Source organism: Psychrobacillus sp. BM2, from assembly GCF_048572895.1.
GTDB lineage: Bacteria > Bacillota > Bacilli > Bacillales_A > Planococcaceae > Psychrobacillus.
In genome coordinates this window covers 2,944,568-2,964,341 of sequence record NZ_CP183878.1, presented here as the reverse complement: position 1 = coordinate 2,964,341, position 19,774 = coordinate 2,944,568, and the positions used below count along the sequence as shown (strand labels likewise).

Here is a 19,774-nt window from a genome sequence, read left to right as displayed (position 1 = left end):
GAGGAGGCTCGGCCTCGCCCGCGGAAAGCGTCCACTTGAAACGGAAATCGTAGTATTATTCGTTTTTAAAAGTTCCATGAACCCCGTGTTCGTGGGACATTTTTATAAACTTTCATTTAAAAAAGAGGACATACCCCTAACTGGGATATATCCTCCTCTATTATTAAACGTTTGCTTCTTGTTTTTTTGGTAATTTCTTTTCTAGTTCTTCCATTGCTTCTTGAATAGATGAAATTTCTGCCTGAAGCTGGGCTTGTAAAGGGGCAGTTTCATTTTTCCATTGTGCAATACTTGATTTAAGGTCTTCAATTGTACTTGGAACTACTTCTTTTGAAGAATTTGTTAAGTTGTTTATTGAATTTTTCACATCCGCTAGTTGAAGCTTTATGTCCGAAAGCTTGTCTCTAAAATCATTGGAAGAAGACTTTAAGGAAGATCGAACTTCCATACCAGATTTTGGAGTGGTCATAAGTACGGTAGATGCTCCAACTAGTAGACCAGTTGCAAGACCGCAAAATAATGGTGCTAGTTTCATAATAATTCACTCCTTTGCTTATATGTATTATTCCTTACCTTATGATAATTAAAACATATTATTTTATATAACAAAAGCGCAAGCGCCTATGTCTGCCCCGACAGGCAAATGGGGAGGGGGTAGGTCTGCAAAGTGCGCCACATCCTGTGGCAAAGCAGACATGACCCGCATCGTGCTGGCCTAGGAGGCAGCTCCTGGGCCACCACAGCTTTTTCATAATTGACCCGAGGGGCAAGGCGCTGGAGTCTGGACGAAGATCCACTTGTAGAAAGTTATTCATATGTCACTAATTATATAGTTTTTTAAAGAACAAAAAAAGCTTTCCTTCGAAAAGGAAAGCAGATAGTTTATATTTTATGCTGTAAGTGCTGTGTCAAAACTAGTTCGTTTGATCAGTTTTCCAATAATCGGATAGATGATGAAGAATGCTATTGCATTGATAGCAATGGCTGGAAGTACTACAATCACGAATAATTCTTGGAAAATTGCACCTGCACCGAATACAAAAATTGCAGATGATAGGAAAACTGTACCTGATACTAGTGTTCCAATACCAGTAAGTATTACTCCGACTGCTACCTTATTGGCTAATTTGTTTAATAATAAAACAAGCCCTAAGAAAACAAATGCTGTTACTGCCTTATCAATGATATTTGGAACGAATCCTCCTGGAAAAGTAGAAAACAATCCAGAAATAACTCCTGTAGAAATACCAAGCAAGAAAGTACTTTTTACATTAGGAAATAAAAGAATTCCTATAAACATCATCGTAAGCATAAAGTCTGGCTTCATCCCACCATTAATACCTGGGATAATAATGTAAAGTACTGCTCCGACACCTACTAATAGGGCCATTAAAACTAAATTCTTCGTATTCATTTGCTCATCTCTCCTCAGCTATTCTAAGCTCTGTTTGTTATTTTCCTCTAACGTATCCTCGTGATCGTTAGCAAGAAACTTATCTATGATTTTACGTGCTCTGCATAAAAAAAGCAAGGATTACTTCTTCAATTTGTCATATAACTCTCCTGCTAAGTTTTGTATGATCTCAGGAGTAAACGTTTTCTCTTTCGTAATCCAAGTTGGACGGAAGCCATCCGTTTGATCGTAGCGTGGGATAAAGTGTAAATGGAAATGGAACACACTTTGGCCAGCAGGTGCACCATTATTATTTAACAGGTTCATGCCTACTGGACCGAAGCTTTCTTTCAGTACACTAGCGATTTTTGGTACAACTTTAAACAAGTTACTAGCTTCTTCTTCAGATAAGTCATAAACGTTTTCTTTGTGATTTTTAGGAATAATTAGTGTATGACCTTTTGTTAGTGGCATTATATCCATAAAAGCATAAACATGCTCGTCTTCATAGATTTTCGCACTTGGGATAGAACCATCGATTATTTTACAAAAAATACAATCACTCATAATATACCCTCCATATATTCATCGTTATGAAAAGTTTAACATATAATAGGACAGGCTGTGGGAAGATAGAGGATTTTTTGAAAATATTTTGGTAAACTTATAATAAGAAGTGAGGTGCGAAAGATGACTGTATTAGAAGTCAAAGACGTAACAGGTGGTTATACTAGAAAGCCTGTTTTACATGATTTAAACTTTTCGATTGAAAAGGGAGAGCTAGTAGGATTAATCGGGTTGAATGGTGCGGGGAAAAGTACAACCATCAAACATATTATTGGAACGATGAATGCATTAAAGGGCGAGATCCAAATTAATGGTAAAACATTGAAAGAGGATCCGGCACTATATCGTTCATCCTTTTCCTATATACCTGAAACGCCTGTACTTTATGAAGAGTTAACTTTAAAGGAACATTTACAGCTAACTGCTATGGCTTACAATTTAGATGAATCTGTTTTTGAAGCGAGAAAAGAGGCTCTTTTAAAAGAGTTCCGTATGGAAAAAAGATTGAATTGGTTTCCGGCTCACTTCTCTAAAGGAATGAGACAAAAGGTAATGATTATGTGTGCTTTCCTAGTGAATCCAGCATTATTCATAATCGATGAACCGTTTGTAGGGCTTGATCCCTTAGGTATTCAATCATTATTAGATCAGATGAAATCAAGAAAAGAAGATGGTGCATCCGTACTAATGTCCACACATATATTGACGACAGCAGAAAAGTACTGTGATCGTATCCTTCTATTGCATAATGGGAAAATTCGAGCACAGGGAACAATGGATGATCTGCGAGCAGCATTTCAAATGCCAGATGCTACACTGGATGATCTCTATATCGAAATGACGAAGGAACAACAAAATGAACAATTTGCGTGAAGTATGGAGTAAACGGTTTGTATTTTATATAAATGAATTGCAAAAATACTTGAAGTATATTATTTCCGGGCATATTGCAATTGTTATTGTATTCGTAATAGGTGCAGCTGGATATACGTATAGTGAATGGTTAAATACAGCTCCAAAGGATTTTCCCGCCTTTTTAGTCGTATCCTTCATTGTCAGTATTCTTATAGCGCTAAGTACGCCTGTTACGTTAATGAAAAAAGCGGATAGTGTTTACTTTCTTCCATTAGAAACAAAACTAGGTGAATATCTAAAACTCGCTCTTACGTGGACATTCTTTTCGTCCATAATTGTACCTTTTGCAGCGTTAGTTGTGTCGATACCACTGTTAACTAGAATAGCTGGCTCTACATCAGGGGAGATTTTGTTTTTCCTCGGTGCAATCCTTTTATGGAAGTATTGGAGTATACAAACGGAGTTCCAATATAGATGGGCATCCAATGGTAAAAATGTTTGGGTAGATTATTTCATGCGAATGATTTTATTGTTTGCAGGTTTCTATTTTTTACTAAGTGGTAGCTATTTATTTTTACTTGCAGTCGTTATTATTCAAGTACTGTATTTAATAGCTTGGAAGAGGAAAAAAGCTGAAGTACCTTTTCCTTTTGATCATTTCATTGAAGTGGAGCAGGCACGTATGATGCGTTTTTATCGTTTTGCTAATTATTTTACGGATGTTCCGCATATTCAGGGTATGACGAAGCGAAGAAAATGGCTTGATATTCTGTACAAACTTGCACCATATGAACAAAAAAACACACAATTCTACTTAGTTTTGCGTACGTTTGTCCGTACGAATGATTATTTTTATTTGTGGGTTCGCCTTACAGCGCTTGCTATTGTTGGAGCTATTTTCATCCCGTTTCCAATTGTTGCGATTATCTTTACTAGTGCACTTTCATTTGCTACAGTAATTCAATTGCGTCAGTCCTTATCGTCTGGATATGAGTTCCGAATGGATCTGCTGTTTCCTATTGATGAAGGAACAAGAAAAAAGGCAATAAATCGCTTGATCCGAATTATCCAATTAATACAAGCATTGTTCGTGTTGGTGGTAGTGGTAGTACAAGCTGGGATCGCATTGGAACTACTACTCATTCCGATTATGATGATAGTTGTATCAGAATTAACGATACGAACTAGTAAGATATAGCAATAAAAAAGAGGGAGCTTAAATAGCTTCCTCTTCTTGTGTGGATTGATAAGTTGAGATGTATGGTGCGCTTGTGAATAGATTTTGTTTATCTGCGACCAGACTAAAATCCAGGTTGACTGATTTTGCCCATACTTCGTAGCTGCTTGGGCCAGACCATTCCGATAAAATGATATATGTATCAGATTTAATAGGTTTAAGAACTCTTAGAGCGATAAACCCGGGTTCATTTTGAACGGTTGGGCTTAAATTTGTATATTTAAATTCAAAAATGGATTTTCCTTCATCTGATAGGGGTATATTGTGTAGGACGAAGTATCCTTTATGGGAGAACTGTCCAGCCGACTCTAGAATTTCATATTTTCGTGGCACTTGAAAAACTGTTTTGTTGGAAGACTCATGGATAAGTACTGAATTTCCAGTTCCATGTAACAGGAATAGTTCTTCGTTTGGGTATTTCTTTTTTATTGATTGCATAAATTCCGGCGTTCCGGATGTCATATATAGATTCATGAAAAATACCTCCTATTTTCTCTTTTAATATATCTTTCCCATAATAACTCTTTTAAAAACATAATACACAAGTATCATATAGAAATCCGGACAATTTTATGACAAATACACTATATGGCTATACTTTAGAAATTAGAACGTCTATAGTGGTAACGTATAGAAAAAACAGCACGTTTATTTAATGAGAGGTAGGTACCTTTAATGACTAAATTTAACGATACACTTCTTCGCGCTGCACGTGGAGAGGAAGTTGATCACACGCCAGTTTGGTTTATGAGGCAAGCTGGAAGATCACAACCCGAATACAGAAAAATAAAAGAAAAATACTCACTAGAACAAATTACACATGAACCTGAATTATGCGCTTACGTTACACGTTTACCAGTAGAAAACTATAACGTTGATGCAGCGATCCTGTATAAGGATATCGTTACACCGCTTGTTGGAATAGGCGTAGATGTAAAGATTAAATCTGGAGTAGGTCCAGTCATTGCTAATCCAATCCGTACAGTTCAAGATGTAGCTAATTTAGGGGACTTATCTCCTGAAGACGATGTGCCATTTGTATTGGATACGATAAAATTATTAACAACAGAGCAGCTGAATGTTCCATTAATCGGATTTGCAGGGGCACCATTTACACTAGCTAGTTATATGATTGAGGGGGGACCATCTAAAAGCTACAACAAAACGAAAGCATTTATGGTATCAGAACCACAAGCTTGGCTTGCACTAATGGACAAGCTAGCTGATATGATCATCGTATACATCAAAGCACAGGTTAAAGCCGGTGCCAAGGCTATTCAAATATTTGATTCGTGGGTTGGAGCATTAAATGTAGCGGATTACCGTATCTTTATCAAACCAGTGATGACACGTATTTTCACGGAACTTCGTGAAACAGGCGTTCCGCTTATTACATTTGGTGTTGGCGCAAGCCACCTAGCAATGGAATGGCATGACCTTCCTGTAGACGTTGTTGGGATTGACTGGCGTTTATCTATAGAAGAAGCACGTGCAAAAGGACTTACGAAACCGTTGATGGGGAATTTAGATCCATCATATCTAATTGGTAGCTGGGAAGAGATTGAAAAACGTGCAAAAATTATTGTAGAACAAGGTGTGGCGCAACCAGGACATATCTTCAATCTTGGACATGGTGTGTTCCCAGAGGTAGATCCAGATACACTAAAACGGTTAACTTCCTTTGTACATGATTATAGTAAAGAACTAATCGCTGCAAAATCAAACTAAATCTTGACTAAATCTTTATGAGGTGAATAAGATGAAAAAAACAATGGGATTATTAGTAATGGCTTACGGAACCCCATACTCAGAATCAGATATTGAACGATATTATACACATATCAGACATGGTCGTAAACCAAGCGATGAGCAGCTAGCTGATCTAACTGATCGTTATGAAGCAATAGGCGGGATTTCACCGCTTGCTAAAATTACGGAAAGCCAAGCAAGAGGATTATGCGACCGTTTAAATGAATTACAAGATGAAGTTGAATTTAAGTTATATATTGGCTTAAAGCATATCGAGCCTTTCTTAGAGGATGCAGTTGCAGAAATGCACAAAGATGGCATTACAGAAGCAGTATCTATGGTATTAGCACCTCACTTCTCAACTTTCTCTATTAAATCCTATAATGGCCGTATTAAAGAGGAAGCAGAAAAGCTTGGTAATCTAAAAATTACTTCTATTGAAAGCTGGTACGATGAACCGAAATTCATCCAGTACTGGAGTGATAGAGTAAGCGAAGCGTTCGCAGCAATGACTGAAGAGCAACGTGAAAAAGCATGCTTAATCGTTTCCGCTCACTCATTACCAGAAAAAATTAAAGAATTAGGCGATCCATACCCAGACCAATTGCAAGAAACAGCAGATCTAATTGCTAAAGCAGCAGGGGTAAAAAACTACGCGGTGGGCTGGCAAAGTGCGGGACAAACTCCTGAGCCTTGGATTGGACCAGATGTACAAGATTTAACTCGTGAATTACACGACCAAAAAGGATATACAACATTTGTTTATACGCCAGTAGGATTCGTTGCAGAGCATTTAGAGGTTCTTTATGATAATGACTATGAATGCAAGGTTGTATGTGATGATATTGGAGCAACATATGTACGACCTGAAATGCCAAATGCACAAGCCCAATTTATCGATGCAATGGCCGATGTTGTTTTGAAACACTTGAAATAATAGTTAGGGTAAATGTCTTAAACATCTTCTTGGTGTTTAGGGCATTTTTTATAAGAAAGTATAAAATTATGTGACTTGGACCCAGTGTTCCTATTATTTTAAAGAGTACAATAATAAATAGATACTGCTGATTTCCGTTTCAGGCGGACGCTTTTCGTGGGGTAAGCGATGAGCCATCACCGTCTCTACGCGTCGGTGTGTCGTCTCATCTGTCTCACTCATCCCACTGGATTCGCCGCCTTTCACTACAATCAATATAATGTGTAGTACTCAACTATTAGATATAGCAAAGACTATCGATTAAATGATAACAGTAGTCAAAGTTAAAATTTACTGATAAAACCGTCTGCCCGATTAGGAATACTATTCTAAAATGAAGGATGAAGAAAGTAGTTTTTCTTTTACTAGTGAAAATACAGTGAAATAGTAAGTGTTCACTAAATAAAGAAGCGAAATAGCGAACGAAATTGCATCTTCGAGAGCTTGCTCTATGAATTGGAAAGTTTCTTTTCTCTAGTTATCCAAAAATGTACTTACCTGATTCTAAGAGTTGAAGGAGGGCGACGGGGGACAAACGCCATAAGATTACCGAAAAAAGGGATACTGGTTGGTTGTGACGTCCGTCACAACCAACCAGTATCCCTAAAAAAATAACACGGTAATAATATAGCAAAACGTCTGTCCAAAGCCCTTCGAAAACGATAGAAACAGGTTTTCATCATAAAGGACTGGCGTTTTTTTGCCCGGTTTTCCTTATGGAGCTACATTGGTTTTATGTGAAACTCTGACCCGGTTTGGTGGCACTCCAAAAAATTGAAATCTATTTCAAACTTTTTTCACATGTTCTCGTTATAATGGAAGAAATGGGGGTGGGCTGGTGAAAAAGTTATATATACTTTTGTTACTTTTCTTTATAGGGGGGTGTTCAGAGGTAAGCTATCCTGCCATCCCCTCCGGTACAGATTTTGTTGCAAGCTTAAATACATTAGGGGGAAGTATTGATTTTATCTCAGAAGAGGCTGAAATACTGGAGTCATGGGAGCTAGAGGAAGCCTATACTGGATTTGCTTTAGTGAAGGATGATTTACTTTTGGTATACGGATATACCGTTGAAAAGGCAGTACTCATTGAATTGTCTACGGGTAAAAAGATAGCTTCGATTGATGTAGGTGAGGGAACTACCTATGCGTATGTATATGAAGGAAAGATCTATATAGCAAATGGACAGGACAATACAGTCGCTCTTTATAATACAGAAGGGAAAAAATTGCAGACCAATTCTACCGGTAATTATCCAATGGCGATGATTTCTGACGGGAAGCATATTTTTATCGTGAACTTCAAGGATGAGATCCTTTCTGTACTGACCATGGAATTGGAACAAGTGGATGAGTGGGAGATTCCGACTTCTTCTCACGGTCTTTTTATACAGGGTAATGAGCTTTGGCTTGGTGGTCACGGTGCAGGGAGTAGTCCCAATAGCTCCATCAAAAGAATTAATATAGAAACCGGTGAGCTTATAGGAAAAATTGAGGCTCCATTAATGCCTATCAATATGGCAAGAGCAGCAAATGGACATATTTTTACTGTGAGTCATGGAAGTAGTACAGTCTATGAAATATCAGAAACTGGTGAAGTTTTAAACTCTATGAAAGCAGGAGCAAATCCGTTTTGGATAAGTGCCTTTGGAGATAGCATGGTGCTCGCAGGCTATGATGACCAGCAAATTTATTTTATCCAATCCGGTGAAATTACAAAAAAACTGCAGGTCGGAAAAGGCCCATTCCAATTAATCGTAAGGGAGGTTGAATGATGGCTACTATATTAGTCGTAGATGATGAACGAGAAATGCGTAAGCTAGTTGAACTTCATTTACATCAGGCGGGTCATCATGTACTCCATGCAGAGGATGGAGAAGCAGCAATTGAAGTTGTACATACCTCCAAAGTGGATTTAATACTTTTAGATGTGATGATGCCCGGCATTAGTGGATTTGAAGTTTGTAAGGAAATACGAACGTTTTCTTCTATACCGATTATCTTTCTAACAGCATTAGATGCTAAAACAGATTTAGTTAAAGGACTAAAGCTTGGAGGAGATGATTATGTCATTAAACCCTTCACCGCTATCGAGTTAATGGCTCGTATTAATGCTATATTTCGTAGAGCCGGTATTTCTACAACAAATGAACATCATAAAGCAGGAATAATCGAACATGATCTAGTAGGTAGACAAATTTCAGTTAATCATCAAAAAATCCAGCTGACGTTAAAGGAATACGAGCTACTTCATATATTCATGAATTATGAAGGAAAAGCTTTTTCTAGGGAGCAGTTATTAGAACGAATTTGGGGAATAGATTATGAAGGGGGAACTCGTACTGTTGATACGCATATTAAAACGCTGCGACTAAAGCTAGGAGAGCAGGCAGGTAAATATATTGAGACAGTGTGGGGCATTGGATATCGCTTTGAGGTCGTGCAATGAAAAAACTATCCGTTAAAATTTGGATGCTGCTTCTTTTATTCATAACTATCACGATTGTGTTCTTAGTAATATTCACTAATTTTCTATATGAAGAGCTGTATGTTGAGGATAAGGAAACCTCGATGGTGGAGATGGCAGAAAACTTACAAAGTACGTATAAGGGTGGAGCTGTTAGTAATGAGTTCATCAAACAAACGGAGGACTTCAATCGATTTTCTGATGTAGAGGTTTTTACTGTACGAAATCCTAGAGAACTTAGTGCTTGTCTACCTTTTGATGTAGATTTTGAGACATTGATTGGATCTGACGAGCGGGCTCAGCTTATTGAAGGCGATGCGGTTATTAAACGAGGTTACGAGAAAAGATTTAATCGGGAAGTTGTATCCGTTATTTATCCGTTGGTGGATGAAAATAGACTGGAAGGCATTATTTATGTATATGTACCTTTAACGAAAATAACGGAAATGGCTTCGAAGGATGTAATTTTTTTATTGATATCGGTATCGCTCCTACTCCTAATAATGGCATGGCTCAGCTTGAAGACATTGCAAAAAGTCCTTGTTCCTTTAGATAAACTTAAAGTTGCAGCCAATGAAATGGCATCGGGGAAATATGAAACGCGAGTAGAAGTAAAATCCTCAGATGAAATTGGAGAACTCGCTAAAACCTTTAACCAAATGGCAACGTCTATTCAACAGGAAGACGAGAAGAAAAGAGATTTCCTATCTATTGTCTCTCATGAGCTTCGTACGCCAATAAGTTATATAAAAGGATATGGGGAAGCGTTTGAACAGAAGCTTGTTCCTGAGGAAAAGAAGAAAGAGATTTATGCGCTTATTGTACAAGAGGCAAATCGAATGCAGAAACTGACAAATGATTTGCTAACAGTAGCACGTTCGGAACAGAATCAGGATACTGATATGCTACCGTTAGTATTATCTGAGGTTGTTCGTGAGGTGTTGCAGCTCGTAAGGCCATTTGCAGACAAGAAGCAAATCCGTTTTACTGTTATAATAGACGAGGAAACAATTCTAAAAGCGGATGAGCAAATGACCAAACAAGTATTGATCAATATTCTAGAAAACGCTATTCACTATTCACCTGTTTCTTCTACCATCGCTATAGGAAATGAAATTGCGAAAAACGAAACAACTATTCATATTAAAGATGAAGGCTGTGGAATTGCACCAGAGCATCTAGCGCATATTACGGAAAGATTCTATCGTGTAAATAAGGCTAGAAGTCGTGCGGACGGGGGAACTGGCCTTGGATTATCCATTGCCTCTCAACTTATCGAAATACAAAATGGTAAGCTAACATTTACAAGTGAAATAGAAAAAGGAACAACTGTGTATATAACATTACCACTTTGGGAGGATTCATTTTTATGAAAAAAACATTAACAGTACTTGCATTAGCTACAATGACACTTGTGGGCTGCGGGGATAAAGAAGCAACAGAAGGCACTTCAACACATCATAATGAAGGTACACTAGAAGAGGTGGTAGTAGATATCCAAACGGCTGAAACATTATCCGTAGAAGATGTAGTATTATCTGCAAAAGTAACACAATCGGACGAAGCTGTAGATGATGCTACGGTTGAATTTGAGGTGTGGGAATCAGGCATGCGTGAGGAAGGGCATATGGTAGAAGGTAATTTAAAAGAAGACGGTGTGTATGAAGCTAATTTTTCATTTGATCATGATGGAGTCTATTATATGTTTGCCCATACAAATGCAAGAGGACTGCATGTTATGCCGAAGCAAGAATTGATTGTGGGAGAACCAGATATGAGTAAAGTGATTCCGGATGAGAGTGACGATTCTATGAGTCATATGAATCATGAATAAAAGCTTGCCAAAGAAATAATATGGGTGTATTATAATGACTAGATGACCAATTTGGTTTTCTGGTCATTTTTTGTGATTGGAGTGAATAGAATGGATCGCAGGCAGGAAATATTAGAAGCTGCAACTAAATCCTTTTCCTTATTTGGTTATAAAGCTACAACGATGGAGCAAATAGCTAAAATTGCAAATGTAGGAAAAGGAACAATCTATACTTTTTTTGAAAATAAAGAAGTACTTTTTCAAGAAATCGTTCTTCGTATTATTACGGAGATGAAACAAGAAGCGACGAAAGTGATTAAAGAAGATGCTTCTTTTCAAGAAAATGCGCATGCTGCATTGATGAAAATGCTAGAGTTTCGAGATACTCACCAGTTGTTTGCTAAAATTATTGCGGAAGAACAGGAATGGAAAACTCCAGCAGTTAAACAAGTGAAGGCACAAATAGAGCAAGCAATTGTTTCTTTTATCAAACAGAAGATTGATAAGTATATAAATGCAGGTGAAGTGCGCCAGGTAAACAGTGAACTAGTTGCATACTTACTATTAAAAGGATATTTGGCATTTGTAAACGACTGGAATTTAACTCATGAAAAATCTTTATCAGAAAAGGAAATAGCAGACTTTTTCCAAGATATCATTTTTCAACGTCTCATAATTTGAGACTTATTTTTTGGAACGAAATGACCAAATGAACATATTGGTCATACAGTATTAGGAGGAGATTATATGATTAAATCAGAATGGAAAAGTATTTTTACTAATAGGAAACTACTTATTCCAATAATTGCGGTATTGTTCATACCTGTTATGTACGCAGGAATGTTTTTATGGGCGTTTTGGGATCCCTATGCAAACTTAAGTGATTTACCAGTAGCTGTAGTCAATGCGGACGAAGGTGCTGAGTATAACGATATTACTTTATCATTAGGGGACGACCTATCGGAGAAATTAAAGGAAAGTGGACAGTTTAAGTTTGTTTCTGTTTCAAAGGAAGAAGCAGATGCAGGATTAGTAAATGAAGACTATTATTTATTGATCGAGATTCCAGAAAACTTTTCACAGCATGCAACAACATTATTAGATGAAGAACCTCAAAAGATGGTCATTACGTACAAAGCAAATGAAGGATATAACTTTCTATCCTCTCAAATTGGTGAAACCGCAATGGACCGAATTCGTGCAGAAGTAAATAAGCAAGTATCTGCAACCTATGCGGAACAATTATTTGATTCTATTACGAAATTGGGAGACGGTTTTGCAGAGGCATCAGATGGAGCAGGAGCATTAAAAGATGGTGCAGAAGAAATTAATACAGGAGCAGCCGATTTAAAAGGCTATTTAGAACAGTTGGCAAGTAGTACAGTCGAACTTAGAGATGGCACTAGTACAGTTGTGGATGGTATACAAAAAGCTGCAACTGGTTCAACCGATTTAAACAGTGGATTATCCACACTTACAGACGGATCAAAGCAATTAGCAGCTGGCGTAGATCAAACTGCTACAGGAGCAGAACAGTTAAACAGTGGAATTCAAACGTACACAAATGGAGTAGCTAAATTAAACGAAAGCTATAAATTATTAAGTGAAAAAGAAAAAGAATTACTAAAATCATTAGCTACATTACAATCAAGCAGCGCAACTATTAATAATAGTACAAATCAATTATCCGAAGGTTCTACACAGGTTACTGCTGGCATTCAAGCATTATCGCAACAGTTAAATCAGTTATCAGCATCTTTACCGGCTGAACAGGCAGCAACATTAGCAGAAACAATGAAACAGTTAGAAACTGGTAGTTCTACAGTATCTGCTGGTTTAGAAAAGCTAGCTAATGGTACAGCTGCTCTATCAACAGGTACTACTCAAGTGAGCGATGGAGCAAATCAGCTTAGTGCAGGTTATACACAAGCACAACAAGGGGTTTCCCAATTGAATGGCTCTTCAAGTGCATTAATAGAAGGTTCCGCAAACTTAGCAACTGGAACTAGTACACTTGCATCGAAAATGAGCGATTTAACAACAGGTATGCAGCAAGCATATGATGGTTCTTCTAGTTTAGTAGTCGGTCTAAATGAATTAGCAACTGGCTCAAGTCAGTTAAAAACAGGTACAGGAACATTAGCAGAGAAATCTGGAGAGTTAGCAGATGGTTCATCTAAACTAACGGAAGGCACAGAACAATTAGCAGCTGGTACAGAAACTTTACAATCGAGCTTAAAGGATGCTAGTGAACAATCTAAAGAGGTATCAGCCAATGATTCCACTTATGAAATGGTAGCATCTCCAGTGGACGTGGAAGTTGAAGGAGTGAATGAAGTACCGAACTATGGTACAGGATTTACACCATACTTCTTATCTCTTGGATTATTTGTAGGTGCATTGCTTATATCGATTGTATTCCCATTCGTTCAGTCTGCGATTAAACCTACGAGCGGTGCGTCTTGGTTTATGAGTAAGATCTCAGTTTTAGGAGTAGTAGGGATTATTCAATCTCTAGTAGTTGTAGCTATCGCTTTGTTCGCCTTAAAATTGGAGACACAAAGTATAGGATTGTTTGTATTATCGACAATCATTACAAGCTTTACTTACTTAGCTATCGTTCAATTACTTGTAACGGTACTAGGTGATCCAGGCCGCTTTGTAGCAATTGTCATCTTGATACTTCAATTGACAACTAGTGCAGGGACGTTCCCATTGGAGCTAATACCGCAGCCATTACAAATCTTTAATAAATTCTTACCGATGACTTATTCAGTGCAAAGCTTTAAAGCTTCCATTTCAACGGGAAGTATAAGCAGTTTCTGGTCAACTAACAGCGTATTATTAGGATTTATGATAGTATGTCTTGCTCTAACTTTGGGGTATTTCATGCTACTATTCAAAAAACGTCATTCGAAAGAAACAGTTGAAGCTTAAACTTTTGAACTCATCTCTTAAAAGAGATGAGTTTTTGGTTTGAAGAATAAAATTTTTGCTTCTTATGAATCTTGTCCTAGTAGGTTAATATTGTATCTTGGAAAAATTATCCGTTCCGCAAGTAAAAGGTAATAGATCGCAAGTAAATATAGACTAAGAGCAAGTAAATACTTTACGACCGCAAGAAAGCAACAGATGAAAGTAAGTAAACAAAGGGTGAAAGCAAGTAAAGATAAAGTAGGATCCAATCGATCATAAAGTACAGCAACAAGTTGGTCCAAAGCCTACCGAAAAAGGTAGAAACAGGTTTTGATTATAAAAAATCCCACTAGAAAGGGGAGTATCTAGTGGGTAATTCTTTCAATTATTAAAGTGTCGTGCATTTATCACAGTGGTTCCCGTAGCATTCATGTTGTTCTTCAATTGCTTCACCACATGTTGCACATTTCTTAGCGGGTAGGTTACGGAAAAATTCAATTACGTTTTCTAACATAGTTGTTCCACCTCCATCTGTTATATAACTATCTTTATTATTGTTATTGTATTATAACACAGTTAAATTTGTCAACATATTAACTGAACTTTTGATAAAATAATCTTAAAGGAGAGATGAACATGTATTTTATTGATAATAAAGGAATAACTGATCCACGCATTAACTTAGCAATTGAGGAGTATGCATTAAACACAATGGACGTTGAAAAGGATTCTTTTCTTCTGTTTTACATAAATCAGCCTTCCATTATTATTGGGAGAAATCAAAATACCATTGAAGAAATAAATACTGACTTTGTAGAAACAAATGGGATTATCCCAGTTCGCAGACTTTCTGGTGGTGGTGCTGTGTACCATGATTTAGGTAACTTAAATTACAGCTTTTTAACAAAGGACGATGGAGAAAGCTTCCGTAACTTTAAAAAGTTCACACAGCCTGTTATTGATGCACTTGCTAAAATGGGTGTAAATGCAGAGCTATCAGGTAGAAATGATATTTTGGCAGAAGGAAAAAAAATCTCTGGCAATGCACAATTCTCAACTCGCGGCCGAATGTTCAGCCACGGAACATTAATGTTCGATACAGAAATAGATGCTGTTGTATCAGCTTTAAAAGTAAGTAAAGAAAAAATTGAATCTAAAGGTATTAAATCTATTCGAAGTCGCGTAACAAACATCAAGGAGCTGTTAGATAATCCGATGACAATCGAACAGTTCCGTTTAGAAATTCTTGCTTCCATTTTTGAAGGAAAAGAAAATATCCAGTATTGGGAGTTAACAGAGCAGGACTGGGAAAATATCCACAAGCTTTCAGAAGAACGTTACCAACAATGGGATTGGAACTACGGTAAATCACCTAAATTTAATATGAAACATTCTCATCGCTTCCCAGTAGGTGGAGTAGATGTGCGTTTAGATGTAAATAGAGGAATGATGGAAGAAGTGAAAATCTTCGGCGACTTCTTCGGTGTAGGAGATATGGCGGAAGTAGAACAGCTACTAACTGGCAAACCATATAGCAAAGAAGGCATTGAAGCGGCGTTAGCAACCGTGGACGTACCAAAATACTTCGGTGGTATTACAAAAGAAGAGCTTATTCAATTAATTTATTGATAAATAGTATAAAACTTAGTTGAATACTCTGTAAACACTGTTATATTAATGCTTTTGTGGTAAGGGAGTTCTGACAAGAGACTAGCCAAGGGGGCAACTCCCTTGTACAATTCGGTTTGAAAATTGCCTTCTAAAATTATATTTTGGGAGGTATTTTAATGACAAAGGTTAATTTAAGAAATTTGCAGTATAAATTTTGTAGCGAAAGAATTTACTCCTTACCATAGTTTTGAAGTAACTTATATTAGAATTTCCGAATTGAACAGAGAAAAACAGAGATATGAAAAATCTTTAAATGTTTCTTTAAGTATTTAACAATGCCTGGTAACGTGAGCTTGATTTCATACGATAAATGGACCTTCTACTATATTAAAAACGAACGAAATAAATGTGATAATTCTTAATAATTTGGGTATTAATAATTGGAGATATTTACTTTGACTCGTGGGTATCCATGTATTAAAATAATGAATGCCGAGTAAGTTAATCTGAATTAGGAGGAATTATAATATGAAAAAATTTAGCTATTTGTTATTATTGATTATTTCTGCTGTGCTAGTGTTAGTGGCATGCGGTGGCAAAGAGAACGAAAACGAAGGCAGCAATGAAAATCAAAACGAATCGGGTAATACCGAAGGGGATCTATTAGCGAAGGTAAAAGACAGCGGTGAGCTATTGGTCGGTACAGAAGGAACATACGCACCCTTCACATTCCATGATGAGTCTGGAAAGTTGACTGGCTTTGACGTTGAGATTGCGGAAGAAATTGCTTCACGCCTTGGCGTAAAGGCAAAATTCATGGAAACTCAATGGGATGCAATGTTCCCGGGTCTAGATTCAGAGCGTTTTGATATGATTGCCAATCAAGTGGGAATTAAACCAGAACGCCAAGAAAAATATGATTTCTCTGATCCATATATTTCATCATCTGCAGTATTGGTAACACAAGCAGACAACAATGACGTTAAATCATTTGAAGACATTAAAGGTTTGAAATCTGCGCAATCCCTTACAAGCAACTACGGTGAAATGGCTAAGTCTTACGGGGCTGAGTTAGTTGGAATTGATGGGTTCAATCAAGCAATTGAATTGTTGAATTCAAACCGTGTAGATGTAACAATCAACGATAAATTGACTGTACTTGATTTCCAAAAACAAAAACCTGAAGCAAATATCAAGGTTGTAGCAGAAGCAGACGATGCTGCACAAAGTGGTTTGATGTTCCGCAAAGGAAGCGAAACACTAGTGGAAGCTGTAAACGAAGCATTGAACGAAATGATCGAAGACGGCACGTATAACGAAATCTCTGAGAAATGGTTCGGCGAAAATGTTTTGGAATGATCCTGATAAAATGGAGCGCTATCTAGATATTGCTCAATCCTCCCTCCTGCCTTTGCTAGAGGGTGCTGTTGTATATACGCTCCCATTGTCGCTGATCACATTCGTCTGTGGACTTGTACTAGCGGTCCTTACAGCATTGGCTAGAATATCAACCATCAAACCGTTCCAATGGATTGCACGCGTGTATGTCTCCGCCATTCGGGGAACGCCTTTATTGGTACAGTTGTTTATTCTATTCTATGGTTTGGGATCAGTCGGAGTTGTCATTGATCCGTTCCCAGCCGCTGTCATTGGGTTTTCATTGAACGTGGGTGCCTATGCTTCTGAAGTGATACGTGCGGCTATCCTGTCCATTCCTAAAGGGCAGTGGGAAGCTGCACAAATGATAGGGATGACTTATTCCCAGACATTGCGCCGAGTGATTTTGCCTCAGGCTACACGCGTATCCATCCCGCCCCTTTCGAATACATTCATCGGCCTGGTGAAAGATACTTCTTTGGCATCTGCGATTCTAGTAACAGAAATGTTTAGAAGAGCGCAAGAGATTGCGGCATTTAACTATGAGGTACTGCTGCTTTATACTGAAGTTGCTATTCTGTATTGGATCATCTGTTTCTTGCTTTCGCTTGTCCAAGGCCGATTGGAAAATCGATTCGATCGCTATGTATCGATATAAATCAATTGAACGGATGAAGTAGAAAGGAGAATAGGGTTGATAAAAATTAATGGACTGCACAAAAGATTTGGCGACCTTGAAGTTTTGAAGGGAATTGACCTGGAAATCAATCAAGGTAAAGTGGTCGTTGTCATCGGGCCTTCCGGTTCCGGAAAGACGACATTGCTTCGCTGCCTGAATATACTGGAAGTTCCTTCGGCCGGAAGCATTACCATTGACGGCCAAACGACTGATTTTTCCAAGCCTTTACCTAAGAAAGAAGTTGATATTTTCAGAAGGAAATCAGCAATGGTTTTCCAACACTACAATCTTTTCCCTCATATGACGGCTCTTCAGAACGTCATGGAAGGGCCGATGATCGTGCAACGGAAATCTAAAGAAGAAGCCCGCCAACAAGCAGAACAGCTATTGACTAAAGTAGGGCTTGGAGACAAACTTGACTATTATCCTCATCAGCTTTCTGGCGGACAGCAGCAGCGTGTTGGGATTGCCAGAGCTCTTGCGTTGGAGCCAAAAGTGATGCTGTTCGATGAACCCACTTCTGCACTGGATCCCGAGCTCGTAGGAGAAGTACTGCAGGTCATGAAAAATCTCGCAGGGACAGGCATTACCATGATCGTAGTTACCCATGAAATGCGATTTGCAAACGATGTAGCATCTGAAGTTATCTTTATGGATCAAGGGAAGATCATCGAACGAAGCCAGCCGTCCGAGATGTTCACAAATCCAAAAGAAGAGCGGACACGACAGTTCCTGAATCTGATTCAATAATGAACATGGGTACATGTCGAAAATGCAGATGTTTATAAGGTAGAAGAAATAAGGACAGACATATGTCCGAAGGATAAATTTATAGGCCAATATTGCATCTTTTATATGTTCGCAAAATACTTATTTAAGGAATTTTAATAAATAAGACTAAAAGTTGTAGTTCAGTAGTAAAGCACATAAGGAAAAGGACAGACAGCCTACTAAGCCGTCTGTCCTTTTCAGTAGCTCTTATTTTTCTATATCCGCAGGCTTTAAACGATTGGTCTCCATCCGGGTTAATACATGTTCGTTATCTTTATTGGATAGGTTGGTATAGAGAGAAGTGGTTTCAATGTTGCTGTGACTCAGTTAATCTCGCAAAAGGACGAAATTGCCACCCGTTTCTTATAAAATCAGCCGCAAAACTGTGTCGTAGTTTGTGAGGACTCATGCCTTCCCCTTAAGCAAATGCAGCGGTGTATTTGCTCACCAGGTTCTCAATTGCACGACGAGATAACTAACCAAGTTAGTAAAAGGTGAGACTCTTTTAGCAAACGTAGACGTACCAAAATACTTCGGTGGTATCACAAAAGAAGAGCTTGTTCAATTAATTTATTGATAAATGGGAAAGAGTCTGACGTATGTTGGGCTATTTTTTGATATGATAAAGTAAGAATCGTTTTTGTGGAGGAGGATTATTGTGACGACACATCGTGTGTTAGTTGTAGAGGATGATCGAAAGATTGCATCACTGCTTGCAGATACTTTAAGAAAGTATCATTACGAGGTGCATACTATAGAGGATTTCGATCAAATAGTAGAGGAGTTTACTGCGTTTGATCCACATATTGTATTACTAGATATAAACTTACCATCGTATGATGGATATTATTGGTGTCGCCAATTGCGCCAATTAACTACCTGTCCGATTATATTCGTTTCTGCGAGATCTGGTGAAATGGATCAAATATTTGCGCTTGAGAATGGTGGGGATGATTTCATTACGAAGCCTTTTCACTATGAAATCGTCCTAGCTAAAATAAGAAGTCATTTGAGAAGAACGTACGGTGAATATGCTGCCAAGCAAGAAGAAAGAGTTGTTAAGGTTGGTAGGCTACAGCTTTATATGGAACGAATGGAGCTACATACAGTACATGGTGAAATTCCGCTCCAAAAGAAAGAATGTACGATATTGGAATTATTGTTACGAAATCATCCGAAGCTTGTAACTAGGGAGCAGCTATTAGAGGAGCTTTGGGATGATCAGTCATTTGTTGATGAAAATACATTGAATGTAAATATGACAAGAGTTCGAAAAAAGCTAAGTGACTATAATGTGTTGTCAACGATTGAGACTGTAAGAGGAGCAGGGTATCGACTAATCCTAAGCTCGGAGGAGTCATAAA

At 37.9% G+C, this 19,774-nt stretch carries 20 protein-coding genes; 15 read left to right on the top strand and 5 right to left on the bottom strand.

Features of this window, described 5'->3' with window-relative positions; genetic code table 11:
* Nucleotides 1-163: 163 nt before the first annotated feature.
* The 3 genes from ACN6MX_RS14540 to ACN6MX_RS14530 form a co-directional block, all read right to left on the bottom strand.
* Nucleotides 164-535, bottom strand: coding sequence for a YtxH domain-containing protein (locus tag ACN6MX_RS14540; RefSeq protein WP_419959578.1), 372 nt, complete (start codon nt 533-535; stop codon nt 164-166).
* 354 nt (nt 536-889) lie between these two features.
* Nucleotides 890-1,414 (bottom strand): tryptophan transporter, encoded by a 525-nt coding sequence (locus tag ACN6MX_RS14535; RefSeq protein ID WP_419959577.1) that lies wholly within the window; start codon nt 1,412-1,414, stop codon nt 890-892.
* A 120-nt stretch (nt 1,415-1,534) separates the two neighbouring features.
* On the bottom strand, nt 1,535-1,960 hold the full coding sequence (locus ACN6MX_RS14530; RefSeq protein ID WP_419959576.1) for an HIT family protein: 426 nt from the start codon (nt 1,958-1,960) through the stop codon (nt 1,535-1,537).
* A gap of 123 nt (nt 1,961-2,083) precedes the next feature.
* Between ACN6MX_RS14530 and ACN6MX_RS14525 the strand changes: the two genes are divergently transcribed.
* Nucleotides 2,084-2,833, top strand: a complete 750-nt coding sequence (locus tag ACN6MX_RS14525; protein ID WP_419959575.1) for an ABC transporter ATP-binding protein — start codon at nt 2,084-2,086, stop codon at nt 2,831-2,833.
* Nucleotides 2,817-4,013: an ABC transporter permease gene (locus ACN6MX_RS14520; protein ID WP_419959574.1), complete on the top strand. Its 1,197-nt coding sequence runs from the start codon at nt 2,817-2,819 to the stop codon at nt 4,011-4,013. The genes ACN6MX_RS14525 and ACN6MX_RS14520 overlap by 17 nt, the downstream gene beginning before the upstream one ends.
* Nucleotides 4,014-4,031: 18 nt before the next feature.
* On the opposite strand, the gene ACN6MX_RS14515 is transcribed toward ACN6MX_RS14520, so the two are convergent.
* Nucleotides 4,032-4,526, bottom strand: coding sequence for an antibiotic biosynthesis monooxygenase family protein (locus ACN6MX_RS14515; protein WP_419959573.1), 495 nt, complete (start codon nt 4,524-4,526; stop codon nt 4,032-4,034).
* Between the two features lie 201 nt (nt 4,527-4,727).
* Here ACN6MX_RS14515 and hemE point away from each other — a divergent pair, with 201 nt between their 5' ends.
* The 8 genes from hemE to ACN6MX_RS14475 all read left to right on the top strand — a co-directional run bounded on the left by hemE (nt 4,728) and on the right by ACN6MX_RS14475 (nt 13,993).
* On the top strand, nt 4,728-5,780 hold the full coding sequence (gene hemE, locus ACN6MX_RS14510) for a uroporphyrinogen decarboxylase (protein WP_419959572.1): 1,053 nt from the start codon (nt 4,728-4,730) through the stop codon (nt 5,778-5,780).
* A gap of 31 nt (nt 5,781-5,811) precedes the next feature.
* Nucleotides 5,812-6,738: a ferrochelatase gene (gene hemH / locus ACN6MX_RS14505; protein WP_419959571.1), complete on the top strand. Its 927-nt coding sequence runs from the start codon at nt 5,812-5,814 to the stop codon at nt 6,736-6,738.
* Between the two features lie 877 nt (nt 6,739-7,615).
* Nucleotides 7,616-8,551 (top strand): YncE family protein, encoded by a 936-nt coding sequence (locus ACN6MX_RS14500; protein WP_419959570.1) that lies wholly within the window; start codon nt 7,616-7,618, stop codon nt 8,549-8,551.
* Nucleotides 8,551-9,225, top strand: a complete 675-nt coding sequence (locus tag ACN6MX_RS14495; RefSeq protein WP_419959569.1) for a response regulator transcription factor — start codon at nt 8,551-8,553, stop codon at nt 9,223-9,225. Before ACN6MX_RS14500 ends, ACN6MX_RS14495 begins: the two co-directional genes overlap by 1 nt.
* Entirely contained in the window at nt 9,222-10,616 is a 1,395-nt protein-coding gene (locus ACN6MX_RS14490) for a sensor histidine kinase (RefSeq protein WP_419959568.1), read from the top strand. Before ACN6MX_RS14495 ends, ACN6MX_RS14490 begins: the two co-directional genes overlap by 4 nt.
* Nucleotides 10,613-11,077, top strand: coding sequence for a FixH family protein (locus ACN6MX_RS14485; protein WP_419959567.1), 465 nt, complete (start codon nt 10,613-10,615; stop codon nt 11,075-11,077). The genes ACN6MX_RS14490 and ACN6MX_RS14485 overlap by 4 nt, the downstream gene beginning before the upstream one ends.
* 90 nt (nt 11,078-11,167) lie before the next feature.
* Entirely contained in the window at nt 11,168-11,737 is a 570-nt protein-coding gene (locus ACN6MX_RS14480; RefSeq protein WP_419959566.1) for a TetR/AcrR family transcriptional regulator, read from the top strand.
* 66 nt (nt 11,738-11,803) lie between these two features.
* Nucleotides 11,804-13,993, top strand: a complete 2,190-nt coding sequence (locus ACN6MX_RS14475; RefSeq protein ID WP_419959565.1) for a YhgE/Pip family protein — start codon at nt 11,804-11,806, stop codon at nt 13,991-13,993.
* Nucleotides 13,994-14,360: 367 nt separating this feature from the next.
* Here ACN6MX_RS14475 and yhfH read toward each other — a convergent pair whose 3' ends face one another.
* The gene (gene yhfH / locus ACN6MX_RS14470) at nt 14,361-14,486 is read right to left on the bottom strand and encodes a protein YhfH (RefSeq protein WP_211895213.1); all 126 of its coding nucleotides are present in this window, start codon (nt 14,484-14,486) and stop codon (nt 14,361-14,363) included.
* 122 nt (nt 14,487-14,608) lie between these two features.
* Here yhfH and ACN6MX_RS14465 point away from each other — a divergent pair, with 122 nt between their 5' ends.
* From ACN6MX_RS14465 to ACN6MX_RS14445, 5 genes are all read left to right on the top strand, one after another.
* Complete coding sequence (locus ACN6MX_RS14465) at nt 14,609-15,601, top strand: lipoate--protein ligase (RefSeq protein WP_419959564.1); 993 nt, start codon at nt 14,609-14,611, stop codon at nt 15,599-15,601.
* 510 nt (nt 15,602-16,111) lie between these two features.
* The gene (locus ACN6MX_RS14460) at nt 16,112-16,942 is read left to right on the top strand and encodes an amino acid ABC transporter substrate-binding protein (RefSeq protein ID WP_419959563.1); all 831 of its coding nucleotides are present in this window, start codon (nt 16,112-16,114) and stop codon (nt 16,940-16,942) included.
* Nucleotides 16,929-17,618 (top strand): amino acid ABC transporter permease, encoded by a 690-nt coding sequence (locus ACN6MX_RS14455; protein WP_340763250.1) that lies wholly within the window; start codon nt 16,929-16,931, stop codon nt 17,616-17,618. The genes ACN6MX_RS14460 and ACN6MX_RS14455 overlap by 14 nt, the downstream gene beginning before the upstream one ends.
* A 36-nt stretch (nt 17,619-17,654) precedes the next feature.
* Complete coding sequence (locus ACN6MX_RS14450) at nt 17,655-18,389, top strand: amino acid ABC transporter ATP-binding protein (RefSeq protein ID WP_419959562.1); 735 nt, start codon at nt 17,655-17,657, stop codon at nt 18,387-18,389.
* A 679-nt stretch (nt 18,390-19,068) separates the two neighbouring features.
* Nucleotides 19,069-19,773: a response regulator gene (locus tag ACN6MX_RS14445; protein WP_419959561.1), complete on the top strand. Its 705-nt coding sequence runs from the start codon at nt 19,069-19,071 to the stop codon at nt 19,771-19,773.
* Nucleotide 19,774 lies beyond the last annotated feature (1 nt).